The sequence below is a fragment of the Spirillospora sp. NPDC047418 genome (assembly GCF_040643275.1).
Classification (GTDB): Bacteria; Actinomycetota; Actinomycetes; order Streptosporangiales; family Streptosporangiaceae; genus Spirillospora.
Genome location: NZ_JBEYTW010000036.1, coordinates 46,857 through 71,758, shown reverse-complemented (window position 1 = coordinate 71,758; position 24,902 = coordinate 46,857). Strand labels below are relative to the sequence as shown.

At 72.8% G+C, this 24,902-nt stretch carries 21 protein-coding genes; 9 read left to right on the top strand and 12 right to left on the bottom strand.

Annotation, left to right across the window (positions count from 1 at the left end; all coding sequences use genetic code 11):
- The first annotated feature begins 189 nt into the window (after positions 1-189).
- On the top strand, positions 190-930 hold the full coding sequence (locus ABZ806_RS22830) for a FadR/GntR family transcriptional regulator (RefSeq protein ID WP_500219374.1): 741 nt from the start codon (positions 190-192) through the stop codon (positions 928-930).
- Here ABZ806_RS22830 and ABZ806_RS22825 read toward each other — a convergent pair.
- On the bottom strand, positions 913-3,237 hold the full coding sequence (locus tag ABZ806_RS22825) for a HelD family protein (protein WP_500219373.1): 2,325 nt from the start codon (positions 3,235-3,237) through the stop codon (positions 913-915). The two genes, ABZ806_RS22830 and ABZ806_RS22825, sit on opposite strands and share 18 nt — an antisense overlap.
- Positions 3,238-3,509: 272 nt before the next feature.
- Between ABZ806_RS22825 and ABZ806_RS22820 the strand changes: the two genes are divergently transcribed.
- Positions 3,510-5,210 (top strand): alkaline phosphatase D family protein, encoded by a 1,701-nt coding sequence (locus tag ABZ806_RS22820; protein ID WP_500219372.1) that lies wholly within the window; start codon positions 3,510-3,512, stop codon positions 5,208-5,210.
- Positions 5,211-5,281: 71 nt separating this feature from the next.
- Here ABZ806_RS22820 and ABZ806_RS22815 read toward each other — a convergent pair whose 3' ends face one another.
- Positions 5,282-6,373, bottom strand: coding sequence for an ATP-dependent DNA ligase (locus ABZ806_RS22815; RefSeq protein WP_500219371.1), 1,092 nt, complete (start codon positions 6,371-6,373; stop codon positions 5,282-5,284).
- Positions 6,374-6,435: 62 nt separating this feature from the next.
- Here ABZ806_RS22815 and ABZ806_RS22810 point away from each other — a divergent pair, with 62 nt between their 5' ends.
- Together ABZ806_RS22810 and ABZ806_RS22805 are read left to right on the top strand one after the other, a co-directional pair.
- Positions 6,436-7,146, top strand: a complete 711-nt coding sequence (locus ABZ806_RS22810; protein WP_500219370.1) for a dihydrofolate reductase family protein — start codon at positions 6,436-6,438, stop codon at positions 7,144-7,146.
- A gap of 111 nt (positions 7,147-7,257) precedes the next feature.
- Positions 7,258-7,659, top strand: coding sequence for a hypothetical protein (locus ABZ806_RS22805; protein WP_500219369.1), 402 nt, complete (start codon positions 7,258-7,260; stop codon positions 7,657-7,659).
- A gap of 7 nt (positions 7,660-7,666) precedes the next feature.
- Here ABZ806_RS22805 and glgX read toward each other — a convergent pair whose 3' ends face one another.
- The 4 genes from glgX to ABZ806_RS22785 all read right to left on the bottom strand — a co-directional run bounded on the left by glgX (position 7,667) and on the right by ABZ806_RS22785 (position 12,024).
- Positions 7,667-9,760 (bottom strand): glycogen debranching protein GlgX, encoded by a 2,094-nt coding sequence (gene glgX / locus ABZ806_RS22800; protein ID WP_500219368.1) that lies wholly within the window; start codon positions 9,758-9,760, stop codon positions 7,667-7,669.
- Between the two features lie 177 nt (positions 9,761-9,937).
- The gene (locus tag ABZ806_RS22795) at positions 9,938-10,513 is read right to left on the bottom strand and encodes a GNAT family N-acetyltransferase (protein WP_500219367.1); all 576 of its coding nucleotides are present in this window, start codon (positions 10,511-10,513) and stop codon (positions 9,938-9,940) included.
- A 24-nt stretch (positions 10,514-10,537) separates the two neighbouring features.
- The gene (locus ABZ806_RS22790; protein ID WP_500219366.1) at positions 10,538-11,101 is read right to left on the bottom strand and encodes a DUF4262 domain-containing protein; all 564 of its coding nucleotides are present in this window, start codon (positions 11,099-11,101) and stop codon (positions 10,538-10,540) included.
- Between the two features lie 59 nt (positions 11,102-11,160).
- Positions 11,161-12,024 (bottom strand): hypothetical protein, encoded by an 864-nt coding sequence (locus ABZ806_RS22785; protein WP_500219365.1) that lies wholly within the window; start codon positions 12,022-12,024, stop codon positions 11,161-11,163.
- A gap of 181 nt (positions 12,025-12,205) precedes the next feature.
- On the opposite strand from ABZ806_RS22785, the gene ABZ806_RS22780 reads away from it, so the two are divergent.
- The 4 genes from ABZ806_RS22780 (at position 12,206) to ABZ806_RS22765 (ending at position 16,323) form a co-directional block, all read left to right on the top strand.
- Positions 12,206-13,000, top strand: coding sequence for a DeoR/GlpR family DNA-binding transcription regulator (locus ABZ806_RS22780; RefSeq protein ID WP_500219364.1), 795 nt, complete (start codon positions 12,206-12,208; stop codon positions 12,998-13,000).
- Positions 13,001-13,269: 269 nt separating this feature from the next.
- On the top strand, positions 13,270-13,497 hold the full coding sequence (locus ABZ806_RS22775; protein ID WP_500219363.1) for a hypothetical protein: 228 nt from the start codon (positions 13,270-13,272) through the stop codon (positions 13,495-13,497).
- Positions 13,494-14,567, top strand: coding sequence for a galactose-1-phosphate uridylyltransferase (gene galT / locus ABZ806_RS22770; RefSeq protein WP_500219362.1), 1,074 nt, complete (start codon positions 13,494-13,496; stop codon positions 14,565-14,567). The genes ABZ806_RS22775 and galT overlap by 4 nt, the downstream gene beginning before the upstream one ends.
- Positions 14,568-14,886: 319 nt before the next feature.
- The gene (locus ABZ806_RS22765; protein WP_500219361.1) at positions 14,887-16,323 is read left to right on the top strand and encodes a YibE/F family protein; all 1,437 of its coding nucleotides are present in this window, start codon (positions 14,887-14,889) and stop codon (positions 16,321-16,323) included.
- 49 nt (positions 16,324-16,372) lie between these two features.
- Here the strand turns inward: ABZ806_RS22765 and ABZ806_RS22760 are convergent, their stop codons facing one another.
- Positions 16,373-17,515, bottom strand: coding sequence for an agmatinase family protein (locus ABZ806_RS22760; RefSeq protein ID WP_500219360.1), 1,143 nt, complete (start codon positions 17,513-17,515; stop codon positions 16,373-16,375).
- A gap of 117 nt (positions 17,516-17,632) precedes the next feature.
- Positions 17,633-18,238, bottom strand: a complete 606-nt coding sequence (locus ABZ806_RS22755; protein ID WP_500219359.1) for a GAF domain-containing protein — start codon at positions 18,236-18,238, stop codon at positions 17,633-17,635.
- Between the two features lie 261 nt (positions 18,239-18,499).
- Between ABZ806_RS22755 and ABZ806_RS22750 the strand changes: the two genes are divergently transcribed.
- Positions 18,500-20,308 carry a PP2C family protein-serine/threonine phosphatase gene (locus ABZ806_RS22750; RefSeq protein WP_500219358.1) on the top strand — a complete coding sequence of 603 codons (1,809 nt, stop codon included), beginning with the start codon at positions 18,500-18,502 and terminating at the stop codon, positions 20,306-20,308.
- Positions 20,309-20,349: 41 nt separating this feature from the next.
- On the opposite strand, the gene ABZ806_RS22745 is transcribed toward ABZ806_RS22750, so the two are convergent.
- Genes ABZ806_RS22745 through ABZ806_RS22730 form a run of 4 tightly spaced genes read right to left on the bottom strand, consistent with a single transcriptional unit; the run spans position 20,350 to position 24,574 of the window.
- Entirely contained in the window at positions 20,350-21,555 is a 1,206-nt protein-coding gene (locus tag ABZ806_RS22745) for a N(5)-(carboxyethyl)ornithine synthase (RefSeq protein ID WP_500219357.1), read from the bottom strand.
- Between the two features lie 37 nt (positions 21,556-21,592).
- Positions 21,593-22,567: an alpha/beta hydrolase gene (locus ABZ806_RS22740; protein ID WP_500219356.1), complete on the bottom strand. Its 975-nt coding sequence runs from the start codon at positions 22,565-22,567 to the stop codon at positions 21,593-21,595.
- On the bottom strand, positions 22,557-23,228 hold the full coding sequence (locus ABZ806_RS22735; RefSeq protein WP_500219355.1) for a TetR/AcrR family transcriptional regulator: 672 nt from the start codon (positions 23,226-23,228) through the stop codon (positions 22,557-22,559). The genes ABZ806_RS22740 and ABZ806_RS22735 overlap by 11 nt, the downstream gene beginning before the upstream one ends.
- The gene (locus ABZ806_RS22730; RefSeq protein WP_500219354.1) at positions 23,228-24,574 is read right to left on the bottom strand and encodes a flavin-containing monooxygenase; all 1,347 of its coding nucleotides are present in this window, start codon (positions 24,572-24,574) and stop codon (positions 23,228-23,230) included. The genes ABZ806_RS22735 and ABZ806_RS22730 overlap by 1 nt, the downstream gene beginning before the upstream one ends.
- Positions 24,575-24,902: the final 328 nt, after the last annotated feature.

The following is a 24,902-nucleotide window of genomic DNA, read 5'->3' as shown; positions in this document are numbered from 1 at the left end:
GTCCTCAGCATCGCCGGAAGACCGGCAGCACCGGACCCCGCGGCGGGGTGCCGGTCCGGATCAGGCCCCGCCGCGGCGACCGAGGAGCAGCACCCGCCACGACATGACCGCCACCCAACCACACCTCAGCTCCTCAGACAACCTGAGTGGGGGGTAGCCTGACCGTCCGCCCATCGTGAAGGAGCCCGCATGCCCCTCGGCCCGTCCGCCGGTCGCCCACCGCCCAGCGGACCGGCTCCGCTCGGCCCGCTGCGGCCCAGCCCGCTCGTCGAGCAGGCCGCCCGGCGACTGCGCGACCGGATCGCGGACGGATCCTGGCCGGTCGGGACGAGGCTCCCCGGCGAGACGACCCTGGCCCGCGACCTGGGCGTGGGCCGGTCGACGGTCCGCGAGGCGCTGCGCGCCCTGGCCGGCGCCGGCCTCGTCCGGGCCCGCCAGGGCGCCGGCGTGTTCGTCATCGCGACGGAACCGGACGGGGACTGGCCCGCCCGGCTCCGCCGCGCCTCGGTCGCCGACGTCTACGAGATGCGGATGATGCTGGAGGTCCGCGCCGCCGAACTGGCCGCCGAGCGCCGCACGGACGCCGACCTCGCCGCCCTCGACGCGGCCCTGGCCGCCCGCGACGCCGCCTTCGCCGGCCCGGCCGTCGAGGCGTTCATCGACGCCGACATCGCCCTGCACACGGCCGTCGTCGCCGCCGCGCACAACCCGGTCCTCGCCGACCTGTTCGGCGAGTTCGTCCCCGTCCTGCGCGACGGCCTGCTCGACCTCGTGACCCTGGTGGACGTCCGCACGTCCGACACCGCCCACGGCCGCGCCGCCCACGCCGCCCTCATCGAGGCCGTCCGCGCCGGCGACCCCGCCGCCGGCGGCGCCATCATCAAAACCGAACTCACCCAGACCCTCGCCGCCCTACTCCAGGGAGGCTAGGAGGGGTGGAAGGTCGTTGTCGTGGACGATCGTCAGGCGGCGGGTGGGGCGGGTCAGGGCGACGTAGAGGTCCTGGCCGCCCTTGGGGGATTCGGCCAGGATGCCGGACGGGTCCACGACGATGACCGCGTCGAACTCCAGGCCCTTGGCCTCCTCGGTGGTGAGGACGACGACCGGGGAGTCGAGCGCCTCGGGGGTCGCGCCGGCGGCGGCGTCCGGGAGGGCGTCCAGGACGGCGGCGTGGCGGGCCCCGGAGGCGATGACGGCGAGGCGGCCCTCGGCGGCGACGTCGTCGGTGACGAGGGCGAGCTCGGATCGGACGAGCGCCGGGAGCTCGGCCACCGGTAGGGCCACCGCGGTGGGCGGCGGGCCGTCGTCGCGGACGGGCTCGGGCGGTGTCTGGCCCGGGTCGACGGCGGCGAGGACACCGGCGGCGACCCGCATGATGGCGGCCGGCGTGCGGTAGTTGACCAGCAGGCGCTGCTCCCGCCAGCGGCCCGGGACGTAGCGGTCGAGCATCTGGCCCCAGGTGGCGGCGCCCGCGGCGTTGCCGGTCTGCGCGATGTCGCCGACGACGGTCAGGGAGCGGGTGGGGACGCGGCGCATCACCGCCCGCCAGGCCATCTCGGAGAGTTCCTGCGCCTCGTCCACGATCACGTGGCCGTACACCCATTCGCGGTCGGCGAGGGCGCGCTGCGCGGTGGTGCGGGACGGGCCGCCGTCGTGGTGGCGTTCGGCCAGCTCGCCCGCGGAGATCACGTCGCGGGCGGAGAGCAGGTTCGTGGTGCCCGCGGACTCGATGACCTCGCGGGCGTAGCGCTCCTCCTCGGCGCGGGCCGCGTCGGCGGCGCGCCGCCGGGCCCGGTCGGCGGAGTCGTCGGTGCCCAGGTGCTCGGCGGCCTCGTCGAGGAGCGGGACGTCGGAGACCGTCCAGGGGGAGCCGGGCGGACGGTGCAGGGGCGCGCAGTCGAGGCCGGCCCGGGCGCCGAGGCGGGCGAGGGCGTCGGGGGAGGCGTAGAGGTCGGTCAGGAGCTGCTGCGGGGCAAGCTCGGGCCAGAGTTCATTGAGGGCCTTGTGGACGGCCGGGTCCTGCCAGAGCGCCTCCTTGGCCAGGCGGAGGTCGGCTTCGTCCAGGAGGGGTTCGTCCTCGGCCTCGTCGATGAGTTCCTGGAGCCAGTCGGGGAGCCCGCCGGATTTCGCCATCTCCTCCAGGGGCTCGTCCATGATGCGGTCGTACTGCTCGGCCCGGTTGACGGCGAGGGCTTCGAGCATGTCGTGGACGAAGCGGCGCCGCTGGACGTTGTGGGGGAGGCGCAGAGCGCGGGCACGATCGCGGATCTGTGCGCACTGCTCGCCGTCGACGGTGAGGCTGAGACCCTCCACGTCGATGTGGAGGCCGTCCGAGGGCACCTGCTGCCGTTCGCGGATGGCCGCCTGCACGAGGTCGGCCATGCGGATGTCGCCCTTGATGACGGCGACCTCGGGTGTCTCCCGCGCGGTCGCCTTGAGCCCCGGGTAGAGCTCGCCGACGGTCGCCAGGGCGACGTCGGTCTCGCCCAGGCCGGGAAGGACCTGCTCGATGTAGCGGAGGAACGTGGCGTTCGGGCCGACGACGAGCACTCCGCGCCGTTCGAGGACGTCCCGGTGCGTGTAGAGCAGGTACGCGGCGCGGTGCAGGGCGGCGACCGTCTTGCCGGTGCCGGGACCTCCCTGGACGACGAGCACACCGTGCAGGCCGGAGCGGATGACCTGGTCCTGCTCCTCCTGGATGGTCGCGACCACGTCGCTCATCCGGCCCGTCCGGCCGCGGCGCAGGGTGGCGAGCAGGGCGGCCTCGCCGACGATGCCGCGGCGCTCCGACTCGTCCAGGCCCTCCAGGTCGAAGACCTCGTCGTCCAGCCGGACGACCTCGCGGTGCCGCAGGTGCAGGTGGCGGCGGCGCGCGAGGGTGCCGGGCGCGCCGGGCGTGGCGGTGTAGAACGGCCGGGCCGCGGCGGCGCGCCAGTCGATCAGGATGGGTTCGCGGTCCTCGTCGCGCAGGCCGATGCGGCCGACGTAGAAGGTGTCGCCGGGCCCGCCGGCGTCGGCGCGGTGGTCGATCCGGCCGAAGCACAGGGCGTGCTCGACACCGCCGAGCCGGGCGAGCCGGCGGGCGGCCTCGTCGGTCGCGACGGCGCTCTCCACCCGCGCCTGGAACGCGGCGCCGCCGCCCGCCGCCGGACCCTCGCGCAGCGCGGCCTCGGCCTTCGCCCGCTCGGCGTCGAGCCGGGCGTACACGCGGGACACGTGCGCCTGCTCGGTGCGCATCGGCGTGGAATCTTCGCGGTCGGGGTTGACAGCGTCCGCTTGACGGAGTCCCATGCTTCGGCTACACTCCTATTTATAGGATTAGGTTTTCTGTGCGCAACTTCTAAGTTGGCTAGCCTAGCATCCTTCCCGCCGCCCTGCATGATCTTCTAGCGCCGCCCAAAAGATCGTCTCTGTTGCGGCGGACGTCATCCGCGCGGTGCCCATCGGTCACCGATCTTCGTGAGGCTGTCCGGCGATCAATGCCGGATCCTCCGAAAGGTCGCTCCCTCATGGCCGACTCCGTCCACCCGCTGAACCGGCGCACGTTCCTCGTCACGAGCGGTCTCGCCACCGCCACCGTCGCCGCCACCACCGTCCTGCCGGGCACCGCCCACGCTGGAGCACACGCCGCTCCGGGCCAGAAGTCCCGCGACCTGCCCGGCGACCCGTTCACCCTCGGCGTCGCGTCCGGCGACCCCGATCCGGACGGGTTCGTCCTCTGGACCAGGCTGGCCCTGAACCCCCTTGCCGAGGACGGTCTCGGCGGCATGCCGGCCCGCACCGTTCCCGTCCGCTGGGAGGTCGCGTCCGACGACCGCTTCCGCCGGGTCGTGCGGCGCGGCACCGCCGCCGCCCGCCCCGAGTCCGCCCACTCCGTCCACATCGAGCTGAACGGGCTGCGCCCCGGCCGCGAGTACTGGTACCGGTTCCGCACCGGCACCCACATCTCCCCGGTCGGACGGACCCGCACCGCCCCGCACCCGGCCACCTACGGCCCCGACCTCGCGATGGCGTTCGTCTCCTGCAGCCAGTTCGAGCACGGCTACTTCACGGCGTACCGGCGGCTCGCCGAAGAGAACCCCGACCTCGTCCTGCACCTGGGCGACTACCAGTACGAGTACAAGAAGGGCGTCTACAACACCCCCGGCGGCAACGTCCGCGACCACGAGGGCCCCGAGACGGTCACGCTGGCGGACTACCGGCTCCGGCACGCCCAGTACAAGTCCGACCACGACCTCCAGGCCGCGCACGAGGCCGCGCCGTGGCTCGTCGTGTTCGACGACCACGAGGTGGAGAACAACTGGGCCGACGACATCCCCGAGGCCAACTCCGACACCCCGTCCTACGAGGCGTTCCGCGCCCGCCGCGCCGCCGCGTTCCAGGCGTACTACGAGAACATGCCGCTGCGCCGGCGCTCCGTCCCGAAGGGGCCGGACATCCAGATCTACCGGCGCGTCCAGTGGGGCCGGCTCGCCGGCTTCCACATGCTCGACACGCGGCAGTTCCGCGACGACCAGGGCTGCGGCGACGGCTACAAGGACTGCCCCGAGGCCGCCGACCCGAAGCGCTCCATCACCGGCGACGCGCAGGAGGCATGGCTGCTGGACGGCTTCCGCCGCTCCCGCGCCCGCTGGGACGTCCTCGGCCAGCAGGTGTTCTTCGCCCAGCGCGACAACACCGACGGCCCCGTCAAGAAGACCTCGATGGACGCCTGGGACGGCTACGCCGCCTCCCGCGACCGCATCACCAAGGGCTGGCTGGACGCCGGGGTCCGCAACCCGGTCGTGCTCACCGGCGACGTCCACGCCCACTGGGCGAGCGACCTGAAGGCCGACTACGACGACCCCGGCTCCAGGACCGTCGGGGCGGAACTGGTGTGCACGTCCATCACCAGCACCGGTGACGGCGCGGACTCCAACCCGGCCGACCACCCCTTCCTCACGATCAACCCGCACCTGCGCTTCTACAACAACCAGCGGGGCTACGTGCTGACGAGGATCGGCAAGGACGAGCTGAAGGCCGACTTCAAGACGCTGCCCACCGTCCGGACGCCGGGCGCCGAGATCTCCACCAAGGCCACGTTCGTCATCGAGGACCGCGTCCCCGGCGTCAACCAGACCTATCTGCGCCCGTACGCGCGGGCGAAGATGTCGGCGCAGTCGGAGCGCGACCTGATCCAGCAGACCATCGACAACGAGACCCAGCCCTGACCCACCCGAGACCGCCGGGGCCGGTCGCGGCACGCCGCCGCGCCCGGCCCCGGTGCCTCAGCGGTGGTGCCTCAGCGGTCGACCCGCGGCTTCGTCGCCCCGCCGCCGAAGATGTCGCCCAGGTCATAGGCCACGGGCACCTCCAGCTGCTCGTAGGTGCAGGACTCCGGCGTCCGGTCGGGACGCCAGTTGCGGAAGCGGGCGGTGTGCCGGAAGCGGGCGCCCTCCATCGCCTCGTACGCCACCTCCACGACCAGGTCGGGACGCAGCGGCACCCAGCTGAGGTCCTTCTTGCCCGTCCAGCGGGATACCGCGCCCGGCATCCGGTCGGCGGTCGCCTCGCTCTGGCTCGCCCACTCGGCCCACGGATGCTCGGAGAGTTCCTCCAGCCGGTACGGCTGCAGCTCCTCCACCAGCTCGGCGCGGCGCTCCATCGTGAACGAGGCCGCGACGCCGACATGCTGGAGCTTGCCCTCGGAGTTGTAGAGCCCGAGCAGCAGCGACCCCACGATGGGGCCCGACTTGTGCCAGCGGAAGCCCGCCACCACGCAGTCGGCCGTGCGCTCGTGCTTGACCTTGAACAGCACCCGCTTGTCGGGCTCGTACACGGTGTCGCGCGGCTTGGCGATGACGCCGTCCAGCCCGGCGCCCTCGAACTCGTCGAACCAGCGCAGCGCGAGCTCGTAGGAGTCGGACGCCGGCGTCACGTGGATCGGCGCCCTCACCCCGGCCAGGGTGTCGACGAGCCGCCGCCGCCGCTCGCCGAGCGGCACCTCCAGCAGCGACTCGCCGCCGACCGCCAGCAGGTCGAACGCCACGAACGACGCGGGCGTCTCCTCCGACAGCAGCTTGATCCGCGACGCGGCCGGGTGGATGCGCTGCTGGAGGCCGTCGAAGTCGAGGCGCGTCCCCTTCGGCAGCACGATCTCGCCGTCGACCACGCACCGCTCCGGCAGCTCGCGCCGCACCGCCTCGACCACCTCGGGGAAGTAGCGGGTGAGCGGCTTCTTCCCGCGGCTGGACAGCTCCACCTCGTCGCCGTCGCGGAACACGATGCAGCGGAAGCCGTCCCACTTCGGCTCGTACAGCAGGTCGCCCCTGGGCATGGTCTTGACCGCCTTGGCCAGCATCGGCGGCAGCGGCGGGCTGATCGGCAGGTCCATCCCGCCATCTTGCTACCCGCCACCGACAGAACACCATCCCGGGGTTCGATAACGTGCAGGTCATGCGCCGTCTGCTGCCCGAACCCGCCGCCGGCGACGACCCGTGCGCCGACCCTTACGAGGCGTACGGAGACCAGCCCGGACTGCGCCTCGGCATGGTCATGAGCGTGGACGGTTCGGCCACCGACGCCGACGGCTGGACGGACGGCCTCGGCGGCGACGCCGACTTCCGCGTCTTCCGGACCCTGCGCGCACTGACCGACGCCATCCTCGTAGGCGCCGGCACCGTCCGCACCGGACGCCTCGGCCCCGCCCGCCTGCGCCGCGATCTGCGGGCGCGCCGGGGGAGACCGCCCGCCCCGACGGTCGTGGTGAGCCGCTCCCTCGACCTCGACTGGACGCTCCCGCTGTTCACCGAGGCCGAGACGCCCACCATCGTGGTGACGTCGCGAAACAGCAGGGAGAGGGCCCCGGGCCACATCCGGGTCGTCGCGGAGGGCGAAGACGACGTCGACCTCCCCGCCGCCGTCAGGACGCTGCGCGAGGACCTCGGCTACGAGCATCTCCTCTGCGAAGGCGGGCCCGCCCTGGCGACCGCGCTGATCCGGGCGTCCCTCGTCGACGAGCTGTGCCTCAACATCGCCCCGACCCTCCTCGGAGGCCCCCGCCACACGCGCCTCCTGGACGGCCTGGAGACCGAGGTGCCGCTCGAACCGGCCGCCCTCTACATCGACGAGGGCGTGCTGTTCGTCCGCTACCGCCTGCGCGCCTAGCCCGATAACAGGCTGTGCACCAATCTGTACGAATCCGTCATGGCGGGAGCGTCCGGAGGCCACACTTGCCCTCGGGGACGGGGAGCATAGGCGCACAGAAGGGAGCGGGGGGTGGAGTACGCGGCGCTGTGCGCGTGGATCCTCGCCGCCGTGGCGGGCGGCTACCTGCTGGTCATCTGGATCCTGAACGGGGGGCGCTCGACGAAGGTGACGCGGTTCCCGATCCTGGTCGTGGTGGGGCACCCGCTCGCGGCCGTGGCGGGCCTCGCCGTCTGGATCGCCTACCTGGTCACCGGGAACGCCGCCTGCGCGTGGGCGGCGTTCATCGCCCTGCTGGTCGTCGTCCTGCAGGGCTTCATGCTGTTCACCCGCTGGCTGGTGGGCCGCGGCGGCCGGCACGCCCGCGGCGCGGAACAGGCGTTCCCCGCCGCGGCGGTCGCCGTGCACGGCGCGGTGGCGGTCACGACGGTCGTGCTGGTGTTCCTGACGGCCATCCAGGTCACCCGCGCCTGAACACGTCCTAGGGGAGCCTTCGCAGGACCAGCAGGGCGCGGTCGGTCAGCGGGACGGTGTCGCGCGCCTTGAGGCGCGGACGGTCGCCGAAGGAGTCGTGTTCGGCGGTGTCGAGGGTGTACTCCCAGCGCTCCCCGTACTCGGGGCCGGGGAGGGTGAACTCGACCGGCCCAGAACCGGCGTTGACCAGCAGGAGGAACGAGTCGTCGCGGACGCGGCGGCCGCGCGGGTCCGGTTCGGTGATGGCGTCGCCGTTGAGGAACACGCCGAGGGACTTGGCGAACCCGACGTTCCAGTCCTGGTCGGTCATGCTGTCGCCGGCCGGGGTGAGCCAGGCGATGTCGGCGGCGGCTCCGCTGCCCCGCCCGGTGAAGAAGCGGCGGCGCCGGAACACCGGGTGGTCGTGCCGCAGGCGCGACAGGATCCGGACGAACTCCATGTCGCCCGGGTCCTCCCAGCGGACCCAGGCGATCTCGTTGTCCTGGCAGTAGGCGTTGTTGTTGCCCTGCTGCGTGCGGCCCAGCTCGTCGCCGTGGGAGAGCATCGGCACGCCCTGCGACAGGAACAGCGTCGCGAGGAAGTTGCGGCGCTGCCGGGCGCGCAGGGCCAGGACGGCCGGGTCGCCGGTCGGGCCCTCCACCCCGCAGTTCCAGGAGCGGTTGTCGTCGGTGCCGTCCCGGTTGTCCTCGCCGTTGGCCTCGTTGTGCTTGTGGTCATAGGACACGAGGTCGGTGAGCGTGAACCCGTCGTGGCAGGTCACGAAGTTGATGGACGCGAACGGCCGCCGCGCGCTGTGCTCGTACAGGTCGGACGAGCCGGTGAGGCGGGACGCGAACTCCGGCATGGTCGCGTACGACCCGCGCCAGAAGTCGCGGACCGTGTCGCGGTACTTGCCGTTCCACTCCGTCCACAGCGGCGGGAAGTTGCCGACCTGGTAGCCGCCCTCGCCGACGTCCCACGGCTCGGCGATCAGCTTCACCTGCGAGACCACCGGGTCCTGCTGGACGAGGTCGAAGAACGCGGCGAGCCGGTCGACGTCGTGCAGCTCCCGGGCCAGCGCCGAGGCGAGGTCGAACCGGAACCCGTCGACGTGCATCTCCAGGATCCAGTAGCGCAGCGAGTCCATGATGAGCTGCAGCGCGTGCGGGTTGCGGACGTTCAGCGAGTTGCCGCAGCCGGTGTAGTCGAGGTGGTAGCGCTTGTCGTCGTCGCGCAGCCGGTAGTAGGACGCGTTGTCGATGCCGCGGAACGACAGCGTCGGGCCCAGGTGGTCGCCCTCGGCGGTGTGGTTGTAGACGACGTCCAGGATGACCTCGATGCCCGCCTCGTGCAGGGCGCGGACCATCGCCTTGAACTCCAGCACCTGCTCCCCGTACTGCCCGGACGAGCTGTAGGAGTTGTGCGGCGCGAAGAACCCGATGGTGTTGTAGCCCCAGTAGTTGTCCAGGCCCCGCGCCACCAGCGCGTGCTCGGGGATCGACTGGTGCACCGGCATGAGCTCCACGGCCGTCACGCCGAGGTCGACCAGGTGGTCGATCATCACCGGGTGCGCGAGCCCCGCGTACGTGCCGCGCTGCTCCTCCGGGATGCCCGGGTGCAGCTTCGTCAGGCCCTTCACGTGCGCCTCGTAGATGACGCTCTCGTGGTAGGGGACGCGCGGCGGCCGGTCGTCCGCCCAGTCGAAGAACGGGTTGATGACGACGTTCTTCGGCATGTGGGCGGCGCTGTCGTCCTCGTTCAGCGCGTCGGGGTCGTCGAACCGGTAGGAGAACAGCGACTCGTGCCAGCGGACGCCGCCCGCCACGGCCTTGCCGTACGGGTCGAGCAGCAGCTTGGACGGGTTGCAGCGGTGCCCGTCGCGCGGGCTGAACGGCCCGTGCACCCGGTACCCGTACCGCTGGCCGGGGCCGATGCCGGGCAGGTAGCCGTGCCAGACGAACCCGTCGACCTCCGGCAGGTCGCGCCGGGTCTCGGTCCCGTCGGCGTCGAACAGGCACAGCTCGACCCGCCGCGCCACCTCGGAGAACAGGGCGAAGTTCGTGCCCGTGCCGTCCCAGGTGGCGCCCAGCGGATAGGGGTCCCCGGGCCACACCTCCCGCATGCTCTCCCCTCCCGGCCGCTTCTCCCGCCGTGCAGCGCGTTCCCCGTTGATTCTGGCCTACTCCCGCCTTCCGCGCTCGCCACGATCCGGTACCAGAGTGTCACAGCGGGTCGGCCGCCCGGCCCGAGGCCGCGATGCCGCCGGACAGGGCGCCGGGCAGGGCGCCGAGGGCGCCGGTCAGCCGCCGGGTGGTGATCGCCAGACGATCTCGTCGTCGCTGGTCTCCCGGGTGGGGTACAGGCCGAGCTTGCCGGCGACGGCGGCGGACGCCCGGTTGTCCGGGTGGACGGTCGCGACGACGGACCCGACGCCGTGCGCGCCGAGCCAGGTCAGCAGGGCGCGGGCGGCCTCCGTCGCGAAGCCGAACCCCTGGTAGGGCATGCCGACGACCCAGGCGACGGAGGCGATGGTGCGCGGCGGCCCCGGCGTGACCGTCGACCCGGCCGACGGCGGGGCCACGGCGAAGCCGGGGGCCGCGGGCGTGACCGTCGCCTGGACGTAGCCGACGGCCTGCCCGTCCCGGGCGCGGCGGACGATCCAGTTCAGCCAGTACTCCTGGTGGAAGGGGGCCGGGCCCGCGACCAGGTGCGCGTAGCGGGCGCGCAGCTCGGCACGGGTGAGGGGCTCGCCGCCGATGTAGTCGTGCAGGCGCGGATCGTCCAGCACGGGCGCCATCTCGTCCGCGTGGTGGACCGCCAGCGGCTCCAGGACGAGGCGCTGGGTGCGGATGGTCTCCGCGATCGGCCCGTACACCCGCCGATCGTATGCCCCGCCCCGTCAGCGGCGCCCGTTCTCGGACCGCCGTGTCCACAGGCCGGCCGGATGCTGCTTCGGGTCGAGCCACAGCCATGGCTGGGCGTGCCGGAACTCCAGGTCGGTGCCCGGCTGCCAGGGGAACAGGCCGTTCCTGTTGGGCCAGACGACCTGGAGGACCGGCAGCGGAGGACGCCGGTAGAACGCCACCGCGCCCGCGAACAGCCCGTCGAGCCAGTGCGGGTCGACGTCGCGGAACGCGGCCTGCTGCCCCCGGACGACGCCGTCGCGGCGCTCGCCGCCGGCCGGGCCGCCGCCCTCAGCGGTCCGCCGGCCGAGCACGTTGAGGATCTCCTCGGTCTCGTACACGTCGCCGCCGAACATCGCCAGCTCGGGCGCCCGGTGGCTGTGCCACAGGCCGATCGTGTACGCCCAGCCGGGCCCGTCGGCGTCCGGCTGCACGAGGACGACGCTCCACCCGTACTGGGTGATGTGCACGATCGTGCGGAGCTGGAAGTTGTCCAGGCGGTCGCGGTCGCCGTAGTCGCGGCAGATCACGCAGGTGCACGAGGGGCGGTCGCCGGACATGACCCTCAGTTTACGATCTGTCGACCCTGGGTCCGCGCCGGTGTCCCGCCGAGCGGGCGTCACCAGAACACGCCGGTGTCCCGCGGCCGCGCCTCCGTGCCGTCGGCGGTCTTCGGGCCGGCCAGCCCCCGGACGAGCACGGTCCCGAGCAGCATCGCCGCCGGCAGTCCGAGCGGCACGGCCGTCAGCGGGAGGACCGACGCGACCTCCAGCGCCGTCCCGTCGAGCAGCCCCGCGACACCGAGGTTGGCGCCCTGCCGGCCCGCCGCGAGGACGACCGCGAGGACCGCGGCGGCGACGGCGGCCGCGGCCGCCGGCAGCGCCAGCGCGCGGCGCCGCGCGAAGAACCCGAGCGCGACGCCGAGCGCGCCGAGCACGGGCAGCGCCATCGCCCCGCACCAGCGGGCCGGGCGCGGCCTCATCTCGACCGCGACGACGGGCGCGGGGCCGCCCTCGCGCAGCCGCCAGACGCGCTTCCCGGCCGGGGCGGCGGCCGGCGTCCGGACCGTGGCCGGGACCGGCGGGAGGTGCAGCCTCAGCGTCGTGTCCTCGAAGCCCCGCGCGGTGAGCCGGTGCAGGGCCCCGGACGCGTCGATCCGCAATGACGCTTTGCGGCCCGTCCGGTAGGCGCGGTCGACCTCGGCTCGGGCAAAGGGGAAACCGCGCCCTTTCCGGGTGCTGACGCGCACTGCTCTCGCGGCCGGGAACAGTTCCCGGGCGATGAGCCCGGCCAGGGCCCGCACCCCGGCGTCCGACGGGAGCCGCCCCGCCGCCTGCAGGTCGACCTCGGCGCCCCCGTCGTCCAGCACGGTGACGTCCAACCGGGCCCGCTGCGGCGGCGGTGCGCCGCCGCCCCCGCAGCCCGCGAGGACGGCGAGCGCGAGCAGCGCCACCGCCATCGCGGTGAGCCACCGAAGGGACACCGGGTCTCCGTTTGTCGGTCGTTGCCACAAGGGGTTGGAGAACGGCTCATTTTAGGCGGCGGGATGCCCGCCGCGTCCACGGCGGTTGCCCGGCGGTTCCCCGGCGCGCCGACCGTGACGGCGTGGTCTGGCATCATCGGGAGGCCAGCGTCAGTGTCGGAACGTTCCGGGAAGGGCCCGCATGCCACGTCGTCCGGGGTTCGCGGCCGAGCGGCGCCAGCGGCTGCTGGAGATGGTCCACGCGAACGGCGCGGTCTCCATGCGCGCTCTCGCGGCCTCGCTGGAGGCGTCCGAGGCGACCGTGCGCCGCGACATCCGGGCGCTGGAGGCCGAGGGCCTGCTCGACCGCCGGCACGGCGGCGCGGTCGCGCCCGGCGGGCTGTCCCGGGAGCCGACCTACCAGCAGAAGGCCCAGGTCGCGGCGGCGGAGAAGACCGCGATCGCGCGGCTCGCCGTCGAGCTGGTCGAGGAGGGCGACGCGATCGTGGTCGGCGCGGGCACGACCACCCGGGAGCTGGCCCGCGAGCTCACCGGCTTCGACTCGCTCACGGTGGTCACCAACTCGCTGCTCGTCGCCCAGGTGCTCGCCGAGGCGCGCGGTGTCGAGGTCGTGATGACGGGCGGCTCGCTGCGGGGCGCCATCCACGCGCTGGTCGGCGGCGCCGCCGAGCAGACGCTGGCCAGCCTCCGCGTGCGCCGGGCGTTCATCTCGGGCAACGGGCTCACCGCCGAACGCGGCCTGTCCACGCCGAACATGCTGGTCGCGGGCGTCGACCGGGCCCTGGCGCACGCCGCCCAGGAGGTGGTCGCGCTGGTGGACCACACGAAGGTCGGCGTCGACACGATGTTCCAGACGGTGCCCGCCGACGAGATCGCGTTCCTCGTGACCGACGCGCAGGCGCCGAAGCCGGAGCTGGGGGAGTTCGAGAACGCGGGCGTCGACGTCTGGGTCGCCTCCGTCCGCGACGACGCCTAGGCCCGCGGGTGACGTTCTGATGCGAACCTGTCGTTATGTGAGCGGTATTGACAGGATCTGATCGAAGGTGGCTGAATAACGACCACCAGCCTGGTTCGCGGAAGGGTCTCGATCATGGTCAAGCATCCCGGCGCCGGCGGGTCTCCGAAGGCCGTACGCCTCCTGGCCGCCGACTGATCCGTTCCGCCCCCCGACCGGGCGGCGGGCGCGCAGACCCACTTACCCCGGGGCCGCCCGCCGCCCACCGGAGATCCCGCCGGGAGCAGCCCGTGTCACCGCCCGATCCCGTGCCGTCGCTCGATCCCGTGCCGTCGCTCGATCCCGTGCCGTCGCTCGATCCCGTGCCGCCGCGGGAGTCCGCCGCGCCCGAGTCCGCCGCGCCCGAGTCCGCCGCGCCCGAGTCCGCTGCGCCCGGGGCCGCTGCGTCCGAGGCGCGGCTCATCGCGGCCGCCGGCGCCGTCCAGCGCTGCACGGGCCGCCCGTGGCGGGCCGTATGACCGATTTCGACACCGGAGACGATGTCCTGGACACCCTCAGCTCCCTCCGCACGCCGGTCCGGCTGGCCGACTCGCGGGAACTCATCTACTTCGACGACGAGCCCGGCCACGACCGGTCCGCGCCCGACCTGCGCCCGCTCCCCCCGCACCGGCCGAGCTCGGAGCTGCGGCTCGACCCGGTGACGGGGGAGTGGGTCGTCATGGCGGCGCACCGGCAGGACCGCACGCACCTGCCCGCGCAGAGCGAATGCCCACTCTGCCCGTCGGCGGGCGGGCGGCACAGCGAGATACCCGCCGCCGACTACCACGTCGTCACGTTCGAGAACCGGTTCCCGTCCCTCGGCGGCCCGCCCGCCGGCGGCCGCTGCGAGGTCGTCTGCTTCACCAGCGACCACGGGGCGTCCTTCGCGCGCCTGCCGGACCGGCGGCTGGAGACGGTCGCCCGCGCCTGGACGGACCGGACCGCCGAGCTGAACCGCCGCCCCGGCACCGAGTACGTGTTCGTCTTCGAGAACCGCGGCGTCGAGATCGGCACGACGCTGCACCACCCGCACGGCCAGATCTACGCCTACCCGTTCGTCCCGGCGAGCGCGGCGCGCGCGCTGGAGACGGCGCGGCGCCACCGGGCCGAGCGGGGCTCCTGCCTGTTCTGCGGCATCGTGGCCGCCGAGCGGGCCGGGGAACGGGTCGTCGCCCGCTCGGACCGCTTCGTCGCGTTCGTCCCCGAGGCGGCGCGCTGGCCGTACGAGGTGCATATCTACCCGTACCGGCACGTCACCGGGCTCCCCGAACTGGATCCCGGCGAGCGTCTGGAGCTGATGGTGCTGTACCGGGACGTCCTGCGCCGCTTCGACCGGCTCTTCGACGCGCCCGCCCCCTACATCGCCCACCTGCAGCAGGCCCCGGCGGGCAGGGACGCCGACCTGGCGCACCTGTCCTTCAGGATCTTCACGCCGCGCCGGGCGGAGGGCAGGCTCAAGTACCTCGCGGCGAGCGAGACGGGCGCGGGCGCGTTCATCAACGACGTGCTGCCCGAGGAGGCCGCCCGCCGCCTGCGCGCGGCCGGCTGACCCGGCCGCCGCCGACCCCGCCCCGGCCGATCACGGTCTGCCCGGTCGATGACCTTCGCCGCCTCCGCATGAGCTTTTGTGACTGACCTTGCGCGATTATGAGTGAATCTTCCCCACCTCCCGTCACTCCATCGGGCAGCAGGCGCGGGTCGCGCATCGCTTGGGCCGGGGGAAACCCTCGTTTCGAGTAAGGTCCCGGCACTGGTATCCGCCCACGGCCCTGTGTCCCAGCAACCGCCGGTGAGCGTCGCGGTGGTGCCCGTCTCAGCGGACCGGACCAGTGCGCAGTACGGCGAACAACGGTAAGGAGCGGCCAGGGATGGGCGGCAATCACGGGCACGGCGGCCACGCTCACGGCGGGGCGGCCAGGGCTTCGCGGCCGGTGCGGATCGCGGTTCTGGCGGTCATCGTCCCGGTCGCGGTGGTGACGCTGGCGGCGGTGCTGTGGATGTGGCCGGACAAGCCCCCGGCGCCCGCCGCCGCGGGGTCGGGGTTGACGAAGGTGACCGGCACGATCGTCGGCGTCGACCTCAAGCCGTGCCCCGAGCCGGTGCGGGCGGCGCCGCCGGGCGAGCCGGCCTCGGACGCTCCGCCCACCGATCCGCGCCGGTGCGGCACCGCCCGGGTGGAGCTGACCTCGGGTGCCGGCAGCGGCCGGGTCGTGCGCACCGAACTGCCCAGCGGGCCGGGCTCCGCGGTGTTCACCGCCGGGCAGAAGGTGGTGCTGCTGCACACACCCGACGCCGCTGCGGCCCCCGAGGAATCCGGGATGCCCGAGGTGAGTCCCTACCAGTTGTCCGACCACGACCGGTCCACCCCGTTGTGGCTGGTCGGGGCGGCCTTCGCGCTGGCGGTGGTCGCGTTCGGGCGGTTGCGGGGGCTGACCGCGCTGCTGGGCCTGGCGGTCACGTTCGTACTGCTGCTGCAGTTCCTGATCCCGGCGATCCTGGCCGGGCGGCCGCCGCTGCTGGCGGCCGTGGTGTGCGCGGCGGCGATCATGCTGACGGTGCTGTACCTGACGCACGGGTTCACCATGGCGACCTCGATCGCGGTGATCGGCACCATCGCCAGCCTCACCCTGACCGGGGTGCTGGCCACGGTGTCGATCAACCTGACGCACCTGTCGGGGATCACCGACGAGGCATCGCTGAACCTGGACCTCAGCCACAGCGTCAACAGCCAGGGCCTGCTCCTGGCCAGCATCATCATCGGTGCGCTGGGCGTATTGGACGATGTCACCGTCACCCAGGCCGCCACCGTCACCGAACTCGCGCGCGCCAACCCCGCCTACCGGTTCGCCCAGCTGTACCGGGCGGCGGCCCGGATCGGCCGTGCGCACATCGCCTCGGTGATCAACACGGTGGTCCTGGCCTACGCCGGGGCGTCCCTGCCGCTGCTGCTCCTGCTGAGCATCGGCAGCCAGCCGCTGGGAGAGGTGCTGGCGGGGCCGGCGCTGGCCACCGAGATCGTCCGCAGCGTCGCCGGCACCCTCGGGCTGATCGCCGCGGTCCCGATCACCACCGCGCTCGCCGCGCTGCTGCGCTCCCGGGGCGCCGCCGCCGGCGAGGCGGCCGAGGACGTCCCGGCATCCGGGGAAGGCGGTGATCACGGGTACGCGCCGGCGGTGAACACGCCGGGCACGGCCGGGCCCGGCGACGCGCGCCCGACCGGCGGCAGGTACCGCCTTCCCCGTCCACCGGCGACCGAGCTCCCACCGCCATCGTGGCCGAGCGGCTCCACCGACCCTTTCCGATGACTCCCGCCCCCGTCACCGCGCCACCGTCCGGGTGCGCGCGGCGAGGTGATCACGAGGGGTAGGGGCCCCACGCGGTCCGGCCCGAGGTGGACGGCTTGCGGCCCAGCTTGCCGGCCCGCACCTGCACGGCGAGGCTGTCGAGGATGACGCGGCTGCTCATCAGGCATGTCGTCTCCGCCCAGTCGTAGGGCGGCGAGCACTCCACGATCTCGATCCCGGCCAGGCCGGGTTCGGAGACCAGCCGGACCAGGTTGAGCGCCTCGCGGGGCAGCAGGCCGCCGGGCTCCGGCCAGCCGGTGCCGGGCACGAACCCGGCATCGATCACGTCGATGTCGAAGGAGAGGTAGACGGCGTCGGCGTCCTTCCAGGCGATCTCCAGGGCCGTCTCGGCGACCTTCTCCACGCCGACGCGCTCGACGTCGCCCACCGTGATGATCGTGGTACCCCGCTCCCGGCCCACCTTGACGCCGGCCCGCGGCGACTGCCAGCCGCCGATCCCGATCTGGACGAGGTTGGTGGCCGGGGCGTTCTTGATGTTGGTGGCGTGGAACCAGGGGGTGGTGTGCATGCGTTCGTCGAGGTCGGTCTCCTGGGTGTCCACGTGCCGGTCGAAGTGGATGATGCCGACGTTGCCGTCCATGCGCGGCGCCAGGCCGCGGATGGTGGGGAAGCCGATCGAGTGATCGCCTCCCAGGACGACCGGGAAGGCGCCCTGCGACACCACGTGCGACATCGCCTGGCTGATCTGGTCGAAGGATTTCTCCAGGTTGCCGGGGATGGTGAACACGTCACCGATGTCGACCATGTTGAGCTGCTCGCGCAGGTCCACGCCGAGTTCGTAGCTGTAGGTGCCGAACAGGCCGGTGCAGCGGCGGATGCCCTGCGGCCCGAACCGGGTGCCCGGACGGTAGGTCGCGCCGGCGTCCAGCGGCACGCCGAACACGGCCACCTCGGCGTCGCCCACGGCGTGGACGTCGTCGACGTAGGGGCATTTCAGGAAGGTTCCGGTCTCGCCGGCGAAATGCGGGATCTCGCCCCTGGCGAAGGTCGAGATGGTCCGGTCCTTGATCGTGGGGGCGCCCTGCAACCCGTGGGCCAGGCGCCGCTCGATCTCCTCCCGGCTCCTGCGCGTGGGCAGCTCGCCCTCGGCCCTCTGCGCCCAGGCGCCTTCCCTGTCGGTCTGCTCGGCCACGGGACCTCCTCCGCGAATCAAGGGGAGGAGGCAGGCCGTACCCCGGCAGCACCCGGCCACACGAGGACCGAGGACAACCCCCGTCCGGACGCGCCGGACGGAGGTGTGCGGACCGTGTCAGATGCGTGTGGGTGGGGGCCGGAGGGCGATGATGCGTGCGGACGCCTCGTCCGGCGAGGCGATGGTGCGGCGGTCCTCGGAGAGCTGGACCAGGCGGGCGGCGGTGTCGGCGAACAGCAGCAGTTGGCGGGCGGTGGAGGGGCTGAAGGGCTCGGCGTTCGGCCGTCCGAGGACGGCGAGGACACCGCGGGTGCCCTCGCCGTTGTCCAGCGGCAGGATCAGGATCGGCCCGGCCGGCAGGGCGCTGAGCGTCTGGTCGGTGACGATCCGCGCCGACAGGGCCCGGCGGGAGTTGAACGCCCGGCCGAGCATCGACCGCCCGCGCCGGACCGTCAGCCCGCGTATCCGGTCGCTGCCGACGCCGACCGCGATGTCGATCCGCAGGGTGTGGGCCTCTTCGGCGGGCAGGGCGATGAACGCCAGGGGGACGCCGGCCATGGAGCGGGCCCGCTCGGTCACGAGCTTCAGCAGGCCGGGCAGGGCGGTCCCGTTCAGGACCGCCGCCATCAGGTCGAACGAGGCGTCCAGCCGCTGCCGGTCGGCCGCGCCCCGGGAGATGCCCGATGGGCCCCAGGCGGTCGCCGGTAGTTCGTCGCCGGTCATGTCGTCATCCCGCTCTCTTCTCTGGCCGGGCGGTGGCCGGGCCCTGAGGCCGCGGTCCGCAGGTCCGCACTGGACGCGACCCGGTGTCGGTGCGTGCGAGCGCCAGGGTGCCGCGGGTCGCTTCGGCCCGGTGGTGTGCGCCGACGGGCATCGACACGTTGCGGCGTCATGGCGCCGGACCTGTCTGGGCTGGAGCGCCCGGTTTGAGAGAAACCAGGGGATGCAGGCTTGGCCGCCCGCATCGAGAAGACCCTCGTCACGATGAGTCTACGCGCTCGCCCCTCCGGTGGACGGCTCGCGCGTGGAGTGTCCGGGGTGTGCCGAGGGGAATGGGTCCGGTGTCCGATCGAGGGGATGAGCATGACCGGGCAGGTGAACGATCGGCCGAGCGCCACTCATGACCGTTTGGTGGAGGCGATGAACTCGGGGGTTCTGGCCACCGATGAGCGCGGCCTGATCACGGCGTGGAACCCCCGGGCCCGGGAACTGCTCGGCTACACCCGCGACGAGGTGCTGGGCAGGCCGATGCACGGGCTTCTGCACCGGGACGCCGACGGGCGCGTCCCGCCCGAACGGGACTGCCGCTTCCTGCGCGGGCTGCGCACCGGCGCCCCCGACCACGGGGACGGCCAGCGGTTCGCCCACCGGGACGGGCGGCTGGTGACGTGCTCCTGGTCGTCCGCGCCGATCTCCACCGCGCACCCGGGCCGGACCGGACCCGCGGACGGGGCGGTGGCCGGGCTGGTCATCGTCTTCCAGGACGCCGCCGACCGGATCGAGGCCGAGCGCGAGCGGCGCGAGCAGAGGGGGCGGGTGCGGCGGGCCATCTCCCGGCTGCGGCTGGTCGCCGAGATCACGACGGTGCTGTCGTCCACGCTGAACGAGCAGGAGGCGCTGCGGCGGCTGGTCCGGCTCGTGGTGCCCGCGCTGGGGGACTGGGCCGAGGTCGATCTGCTGGTCCGCGACGGCCGTGTCGAGCGGGTGGCCGCGACGCACCACGAACTCTCCGCCGCCGACATCGCCCGGCTCGAGGGGCCGCTGCCGCCGCTCCCGCGCGCACCGCGGGGACCGCTGGCCCAGGTGCTGCGCGGCGGCACGGCCGTCGTGGTCGGCGGTGCGGCCGACGTGCGTTCCGACGAACCGCTGGACGCCGCCCAGCGCGAACTCTTCCAGGTCATGGACGCCCAGAGCGCGATCATCGCCCCCCTGGCCGCCCGGGGCGAGACCTACGGCGCGCTGACGCTGGGCTACTCCCGCCCGGGGCACGGCTACGGGCCGGACGACCGGCTCGTCGTCGAGGACGTCGCGCGCCGCACCGGCCTGGTCCTGGCCAACGCGCGCCTGTACGCCGAGCAGCGCAACACCGCCGAGGCGATGCAGCGCAACCTCCTCACCCCGCTGCCGCAGCCGGGCGAGTTGCGGCTGGAGGCCCGGTACGTCCCCGCGGCCCGGGTCAGCTGGATCGGCGGCGACTGGTACGACGCCTTCACCCTGCCCGACGGCGCCATCGGAGTGGTCATCGGCGACATCGTGGGCCACGACCTGCAGGCCGCGGCCCGCATGGCCCAGGTGCGCAACATGCTCCGGGCCCTGGCCTGGGACATGGCCGCGCCGCCCAGCGCCGTGCTGGCGCGCCTGGACGGCGTCATGGCCGCCGTCAGCGACGCCGACCTGGCCACCGGTGTGTTCGGCCGCGTCGAAGAGGCCCCCGGCGGACGGTGGCGGCTGCGCTGGTGCAACGCCGGCCATCCACCGCCGCTCCTGATCACCGGCGACGGCGGCACGCATTTCCTGGAAGAGCACGGAATGCTCCTCGGCGACCCCGACCTCACCGGGATCCGCCCCGACGGCGCCCGCATCCTCCCGCCGCTGTCCACACTGCTGCTCTACACCGACGGCCTCATCGAGACCCACGACACCGACCTGGCCGACCGCCTCACCAGCCTCCGCCGCCACGGCTCCCACCTGGCCCAGCTTCCCCTGCCCGACCTGTGCGACCAGCTCCTGGAGCGCATAGAGCCGAGCGGCGAGGACGACGTCGCGCTCCTCGCCCTCCGCATCCCCGGCTGACCGCCGCCCGCCTGCCCGGCCCTGACGCGACCCAGCCGCCTTCAGTCCCGGCCGGTCGGGTGCGGGTAGTCGGGAGAGCGGTGCTGGAACGCCAGGACGGCGGGGTTCTGGACGACGCCGTCGCGGATCTCGATGGCCCGGTGGACGGTCTTGTCGGCGTCCCAGGCGGCGGGGCCCTTCAGGACGGTCGACAGGTGCGGTATCAGCGCCTGGCTGATCTCCCAGGTCGCCGAGTCCCACAGGTAGGAGGGGCTGTGGTCGACGCCGTAGTGGTGGATGTTGTCGCCGACGGTGTACATGGGGTCGGTGAAGGTGGTCGGGCGGGCCCATTCGAAGCCCATTCCCGCGTCGCAGGAGACGTCGACGACGAGGGTGCCGGGGGAGAAGAGCGGCAGGTCGTCGTTCATGGCGAACATCAGCGGGGCGCCGGTGTCCTGCAGGACGCAGTTGACCACGATGTCGTTCCGGGCGAGGAAGGCGGCCGCCGCGACCGGGCCGTCGTCGGTGGGGACGAGGGTCCGGGTGGGGTTCTCGGGGTCGCGGTCGAAGTGGACGATCTGAGCGGAGTGGATGGGCGAGCCGACGGCGCTGACTCCGCGGTGGGTCAGGACGTGGACGTCGTGGACTCCATGGGCGTTGAGCGCCGTGACCGCGCCGCGCGCGGTGGCACCGAAGCTGATGACGGCGGCGCGGCGCCGCCGGCCGTAGGCGCCGGTGGATCCGGTGAGGGCGAGCGCGTGCAGCACGGAGCAGTACCCGGCGAGCTCGTTGTTCTTGTGGAAGACGTGCAGGTTGAACCCGCCGTCCGCCGCCCAGTGGTTCATCGCCTCGAACGCGATCAGGGTGAGCCGCCCGTCGATGGCGGCCTGGGTGAGTTCCCGGTCCTGGACGCAGTGCGGCCAGCCCCACAGGACCTGGCCCGGGCGCAGTTCCTTGAGGTCGTGGGGCAGCGGTTTGAGCAGCAGGACGACGTCGCAGCGGGCGATGAGCCGGTCGCGGGGGAGGAGCCCGGCGACCTGCGGGGCGAGGTCCTCGTCCGGAATGCCGAAGCTCTCGCCGTAGCCTTGTTCGAGGTAGATGCGCGACCGCAGCCGGGGGTCGATCCGCCGGAGATGCAGCGGATGTATCGGCTGCCGGCGCTCGTTCTCCTTGGCCGTGTGCGCCAGGACACCGAGGCTCAGGCCGGTATCCGGGGTCGGCGACGCCGTTGCGGCGCCGGAATGGTTTAAGTCGTTCTCGTTCGGCAAGTCGGTCCCCTCTCGGGGGTGAAGCCGGTAGGGCGAGTCAGCCTCGACGCTGGATGTCGCGGATCTCCGGCTCTTCCGACATTACTGCAGGCACCTCCGCCGACTTTCTCGGACCAAGGTGCCGGGTCAGGAAGTGCACCTGGTGGGAGACGGCGGCGGCGTGCCAGTCCGCGCCCTGGTAGACGTCGAAGTGGTCGCACGGGTAGTGCCGGACCTCGGCGCGGGCCTTCACCGCGGCCTTGACAGCGGCGTACGGCGGTGCGCTCCGGTCGAAGTCGGCGATCTGGAACAGCACGGGGCACGCGACTCCCGCGGCGTCCTTGATCGGACGGTACGAGCCGAGTTCGACGGTGATCGCGGCGCCGATCCGATTGCGCCAGCTCGGCCCGGCGATGGCCAGGTAGCTCTCCTGGACCCCTTCGAGCGTGAGCGCCGCCCTGGAGCCCGGCCTTCCGACCACCGGCATCATCACCTCCTCCGCGCCCACCGCGCGGGCCGCGTAGGCGCGCAGGCCGAGCGCGGTGGTCCCCAGCAGCTGCGACTTCGGATGGCCGGACAGTGCGAGCCGGCCGGCCGCGGCCCCGTCCACCAGGGGCGTCAGGGCCACGACCGCGGCCACGTCCGCACGGCCCGCGGCCACCGACAGCACGTGGCCGCCCGCGAGCGAAACCCCCCACAGCACCAGCCGGCCGGGGTCGACGCCGGGCAGTCCGGCGGCGGCCGCCAGTGCGGCCCGGTAGTCCTCCTGCTGGCGGCGCGGGGAGACGATCTGGCGCGGGGTGCCGGAGCTGAGCCCGAAGCCGCGGTAGTCGAACGCGAGTACATCGAGACCCGCCCGGGCCAGCGCCGTCGCGAAGGGCTCCAGCCCGGAGTCCATGGTGCCGGCCAGACCGTGCGCCATCACCGCGCACGGCCGTCCCTTCTCGGTGGCGAGGTCGTCGTGCAGGGCCCGGAAGTGCCAGCCGCGGCACTCGACACCGCTCGAACCGAAGCCGATCGTCTCAAAGGTCACCGGGTGACTCCTCGGGTGCGGCGCCTGCGGCGTCAGGGGGGACGGTGCCGTAGATCGTGCGCAGCCAGACCGTCGTCAGCGCGCGGATGTGCTGTTCCCTGGAGAGCGGGCCGCCGAGGACGACATGCTCCAGCGCACGGTCGTTGAGGTCGAGCAGCACGGTGGCCAGTGCGGTGGCGCCGACCCCGTCCGGGGCGTTGCCGGCCTCGCGCTCGGCCCGGATCATGCTCGCCACCGGCTCCACGAACGACTGCCGGTCCGCTCCCCACAGACTTCTGACCGTTTCGCTGACCGCGCGCGTCTCCAGCACGGCCCGATAGATGTGGCGGTGCTCGTCCACCGCCTCGAAGAGGCGGCGGATCACGGTCTCGATCCGCCACTGCGGGCTGCCCTCACGGCCCACGAGCACTTCCGCGGCGGGCCGGATGTCGTCGTACAGCTCCCCGGCCAGCGACGCCACGGCGTGCACCTTGTTCTCGAAGTAGAAGTAGAAGGCCGACCGGGACACGCCCGCGCGGCGGGCGATGTCGGCGATGTTGATCGCCTCCAGGCCGCTCTCCCGCAGGTGCTCCTTCAACGAGGCCAGCAGTGCCTCACGCCGCTGGTCCCCGCGGCCCGGTGGCCTGCGGTCCAGCCCGTCCGCCCGTTCCGCGGCGGCCATCAGACCCGTCCCGCCAGGGCCGGCGCCCCGAACCTGGCCGCGCGGCGCCGTCCGCGCGGCAGTTCCTTCGTGCGCAGCTCGTGCTCGTAGACGAAATAGTCCACCTGCTGGGTGTGGCGCGCCGACTGCACCATGTGCGCGGTGAACCGCTGCTCGTCGGTGGTGATCACCGCCTCCATCTCCGCGGCCGGCGGAGGCCGGTAGTGACCGGCGCAGTACGCCGCGACCAGCCGGGCCTGGCACTCGACGAACGGGAACAACGTGGGCGTGGACTGGGCGAAGCCGACAAAGGCCAGGTCGTCGATGCCCGGCTTGAAGATCCGCTTGTAGAGCCGGATGTGGTTCTCGCGCGCGCTGACGAAGTCCTCGTCGAAGAACGGGAAGGTGATGTTGTAGCCCGTCGCGTAGATGACGACGTCGAACTCCTCGGACGTGCCGTCCTGGAAGTGCACGGTGCGCCCGTCGAGCCGGGAGATGTCGCCCTTCGCCGTCACGTCGCCGGAGCCGAGCCGCAGGGGCAGCTCCACCGACTGGGTCGGGTGCGCCTCCAGGAACTGATGGTTCGGCTTCGGCAGCCCGTACCGCTCCGGCCGGCCCGAGATCAGCGGCTGGCCCAGCTGGGCGATCTTCCGCTGCCAGGACAGCGGGACGTGGGGGACGGTCTGGAAGAGCTCGTCCGCCGGCCGTCCGGCGAGGTACTTCGGCACGATCCAGGCGCTGGACCGGGTGGACAGGGTGACCTGGTTGCCCAGTGCCTTGGACGAGACCTCCACGGCGATGTCGGCCGCGCTGTTGCCGATGCCCACGACGAGGATCCGCGTGCCGGACAGTTCGAGCGGCGTCCGCGGATCGATGTAGGCGTGGGAGTGGAGGGACTCGCCCGTGAACTCGCCCGGGAAGTCCGGAAACCGCGGGTCCCAGTGGTGGCCGTTGGCGACGACCAGGAAATCGAACCTGGTCGTCTCCCCGGACTGCGCGTCCAGCTCCCAGCCGCCGCCGTCGAGGCGCCGCGCACGCACCACACCGTTCTCGAACTCGATGTTCCGCTTGAGGTCGAACGCCGCGGCGTAGTCCTCGAGGTACGCCTTGATCTGGCTGTGGTGCGGGAAGTCCGGATACGACCTGTCCATCGGGAAGTCCTTGAAGGACAGCCGCTCCTTGGACGTGTCGATGTGCAGCGAGCGGTACGCGCTGCTGTGCCCGTTGGGGTTGCCGAACGCCCAGTTGCCTCCGATCCGGTCGGAGGTCTCGAAGCACACGTACGGCACGCCGTAGTCGCCGAGCATCTTGCCGGTGGTCAGCCCGCTGATACCGGCGCCGATCACGGCGGTGGTCGGAGGCGGCACGGAAGCTCCTGCCCGCAAAGTGTGACGAACGTGACAACCCACAAGCTAGCGGCGACTTTTGACACGCGTCAACCACTGTCGACACACGTGCGGAGCTCACATGGGGGGTGGTCGGGGAAAGATCGGGAACACCCGGCGCCGTGACGCTGTTGGTGAATCCTTGGAAGGGCATGATGCGGGCATAAACGAGGTTTGTGCTTGGTTTGCTTTTCTTGTGAAGGTTGCTTACCTTCTATCCGAATCTTGCAGCGCGCCCCATGCGTTGCCGCCGGCCGTGCGATGTGCGGCCGAGGATCGCGGAGCGGTATCCGCACGCGATGCGCGCCAT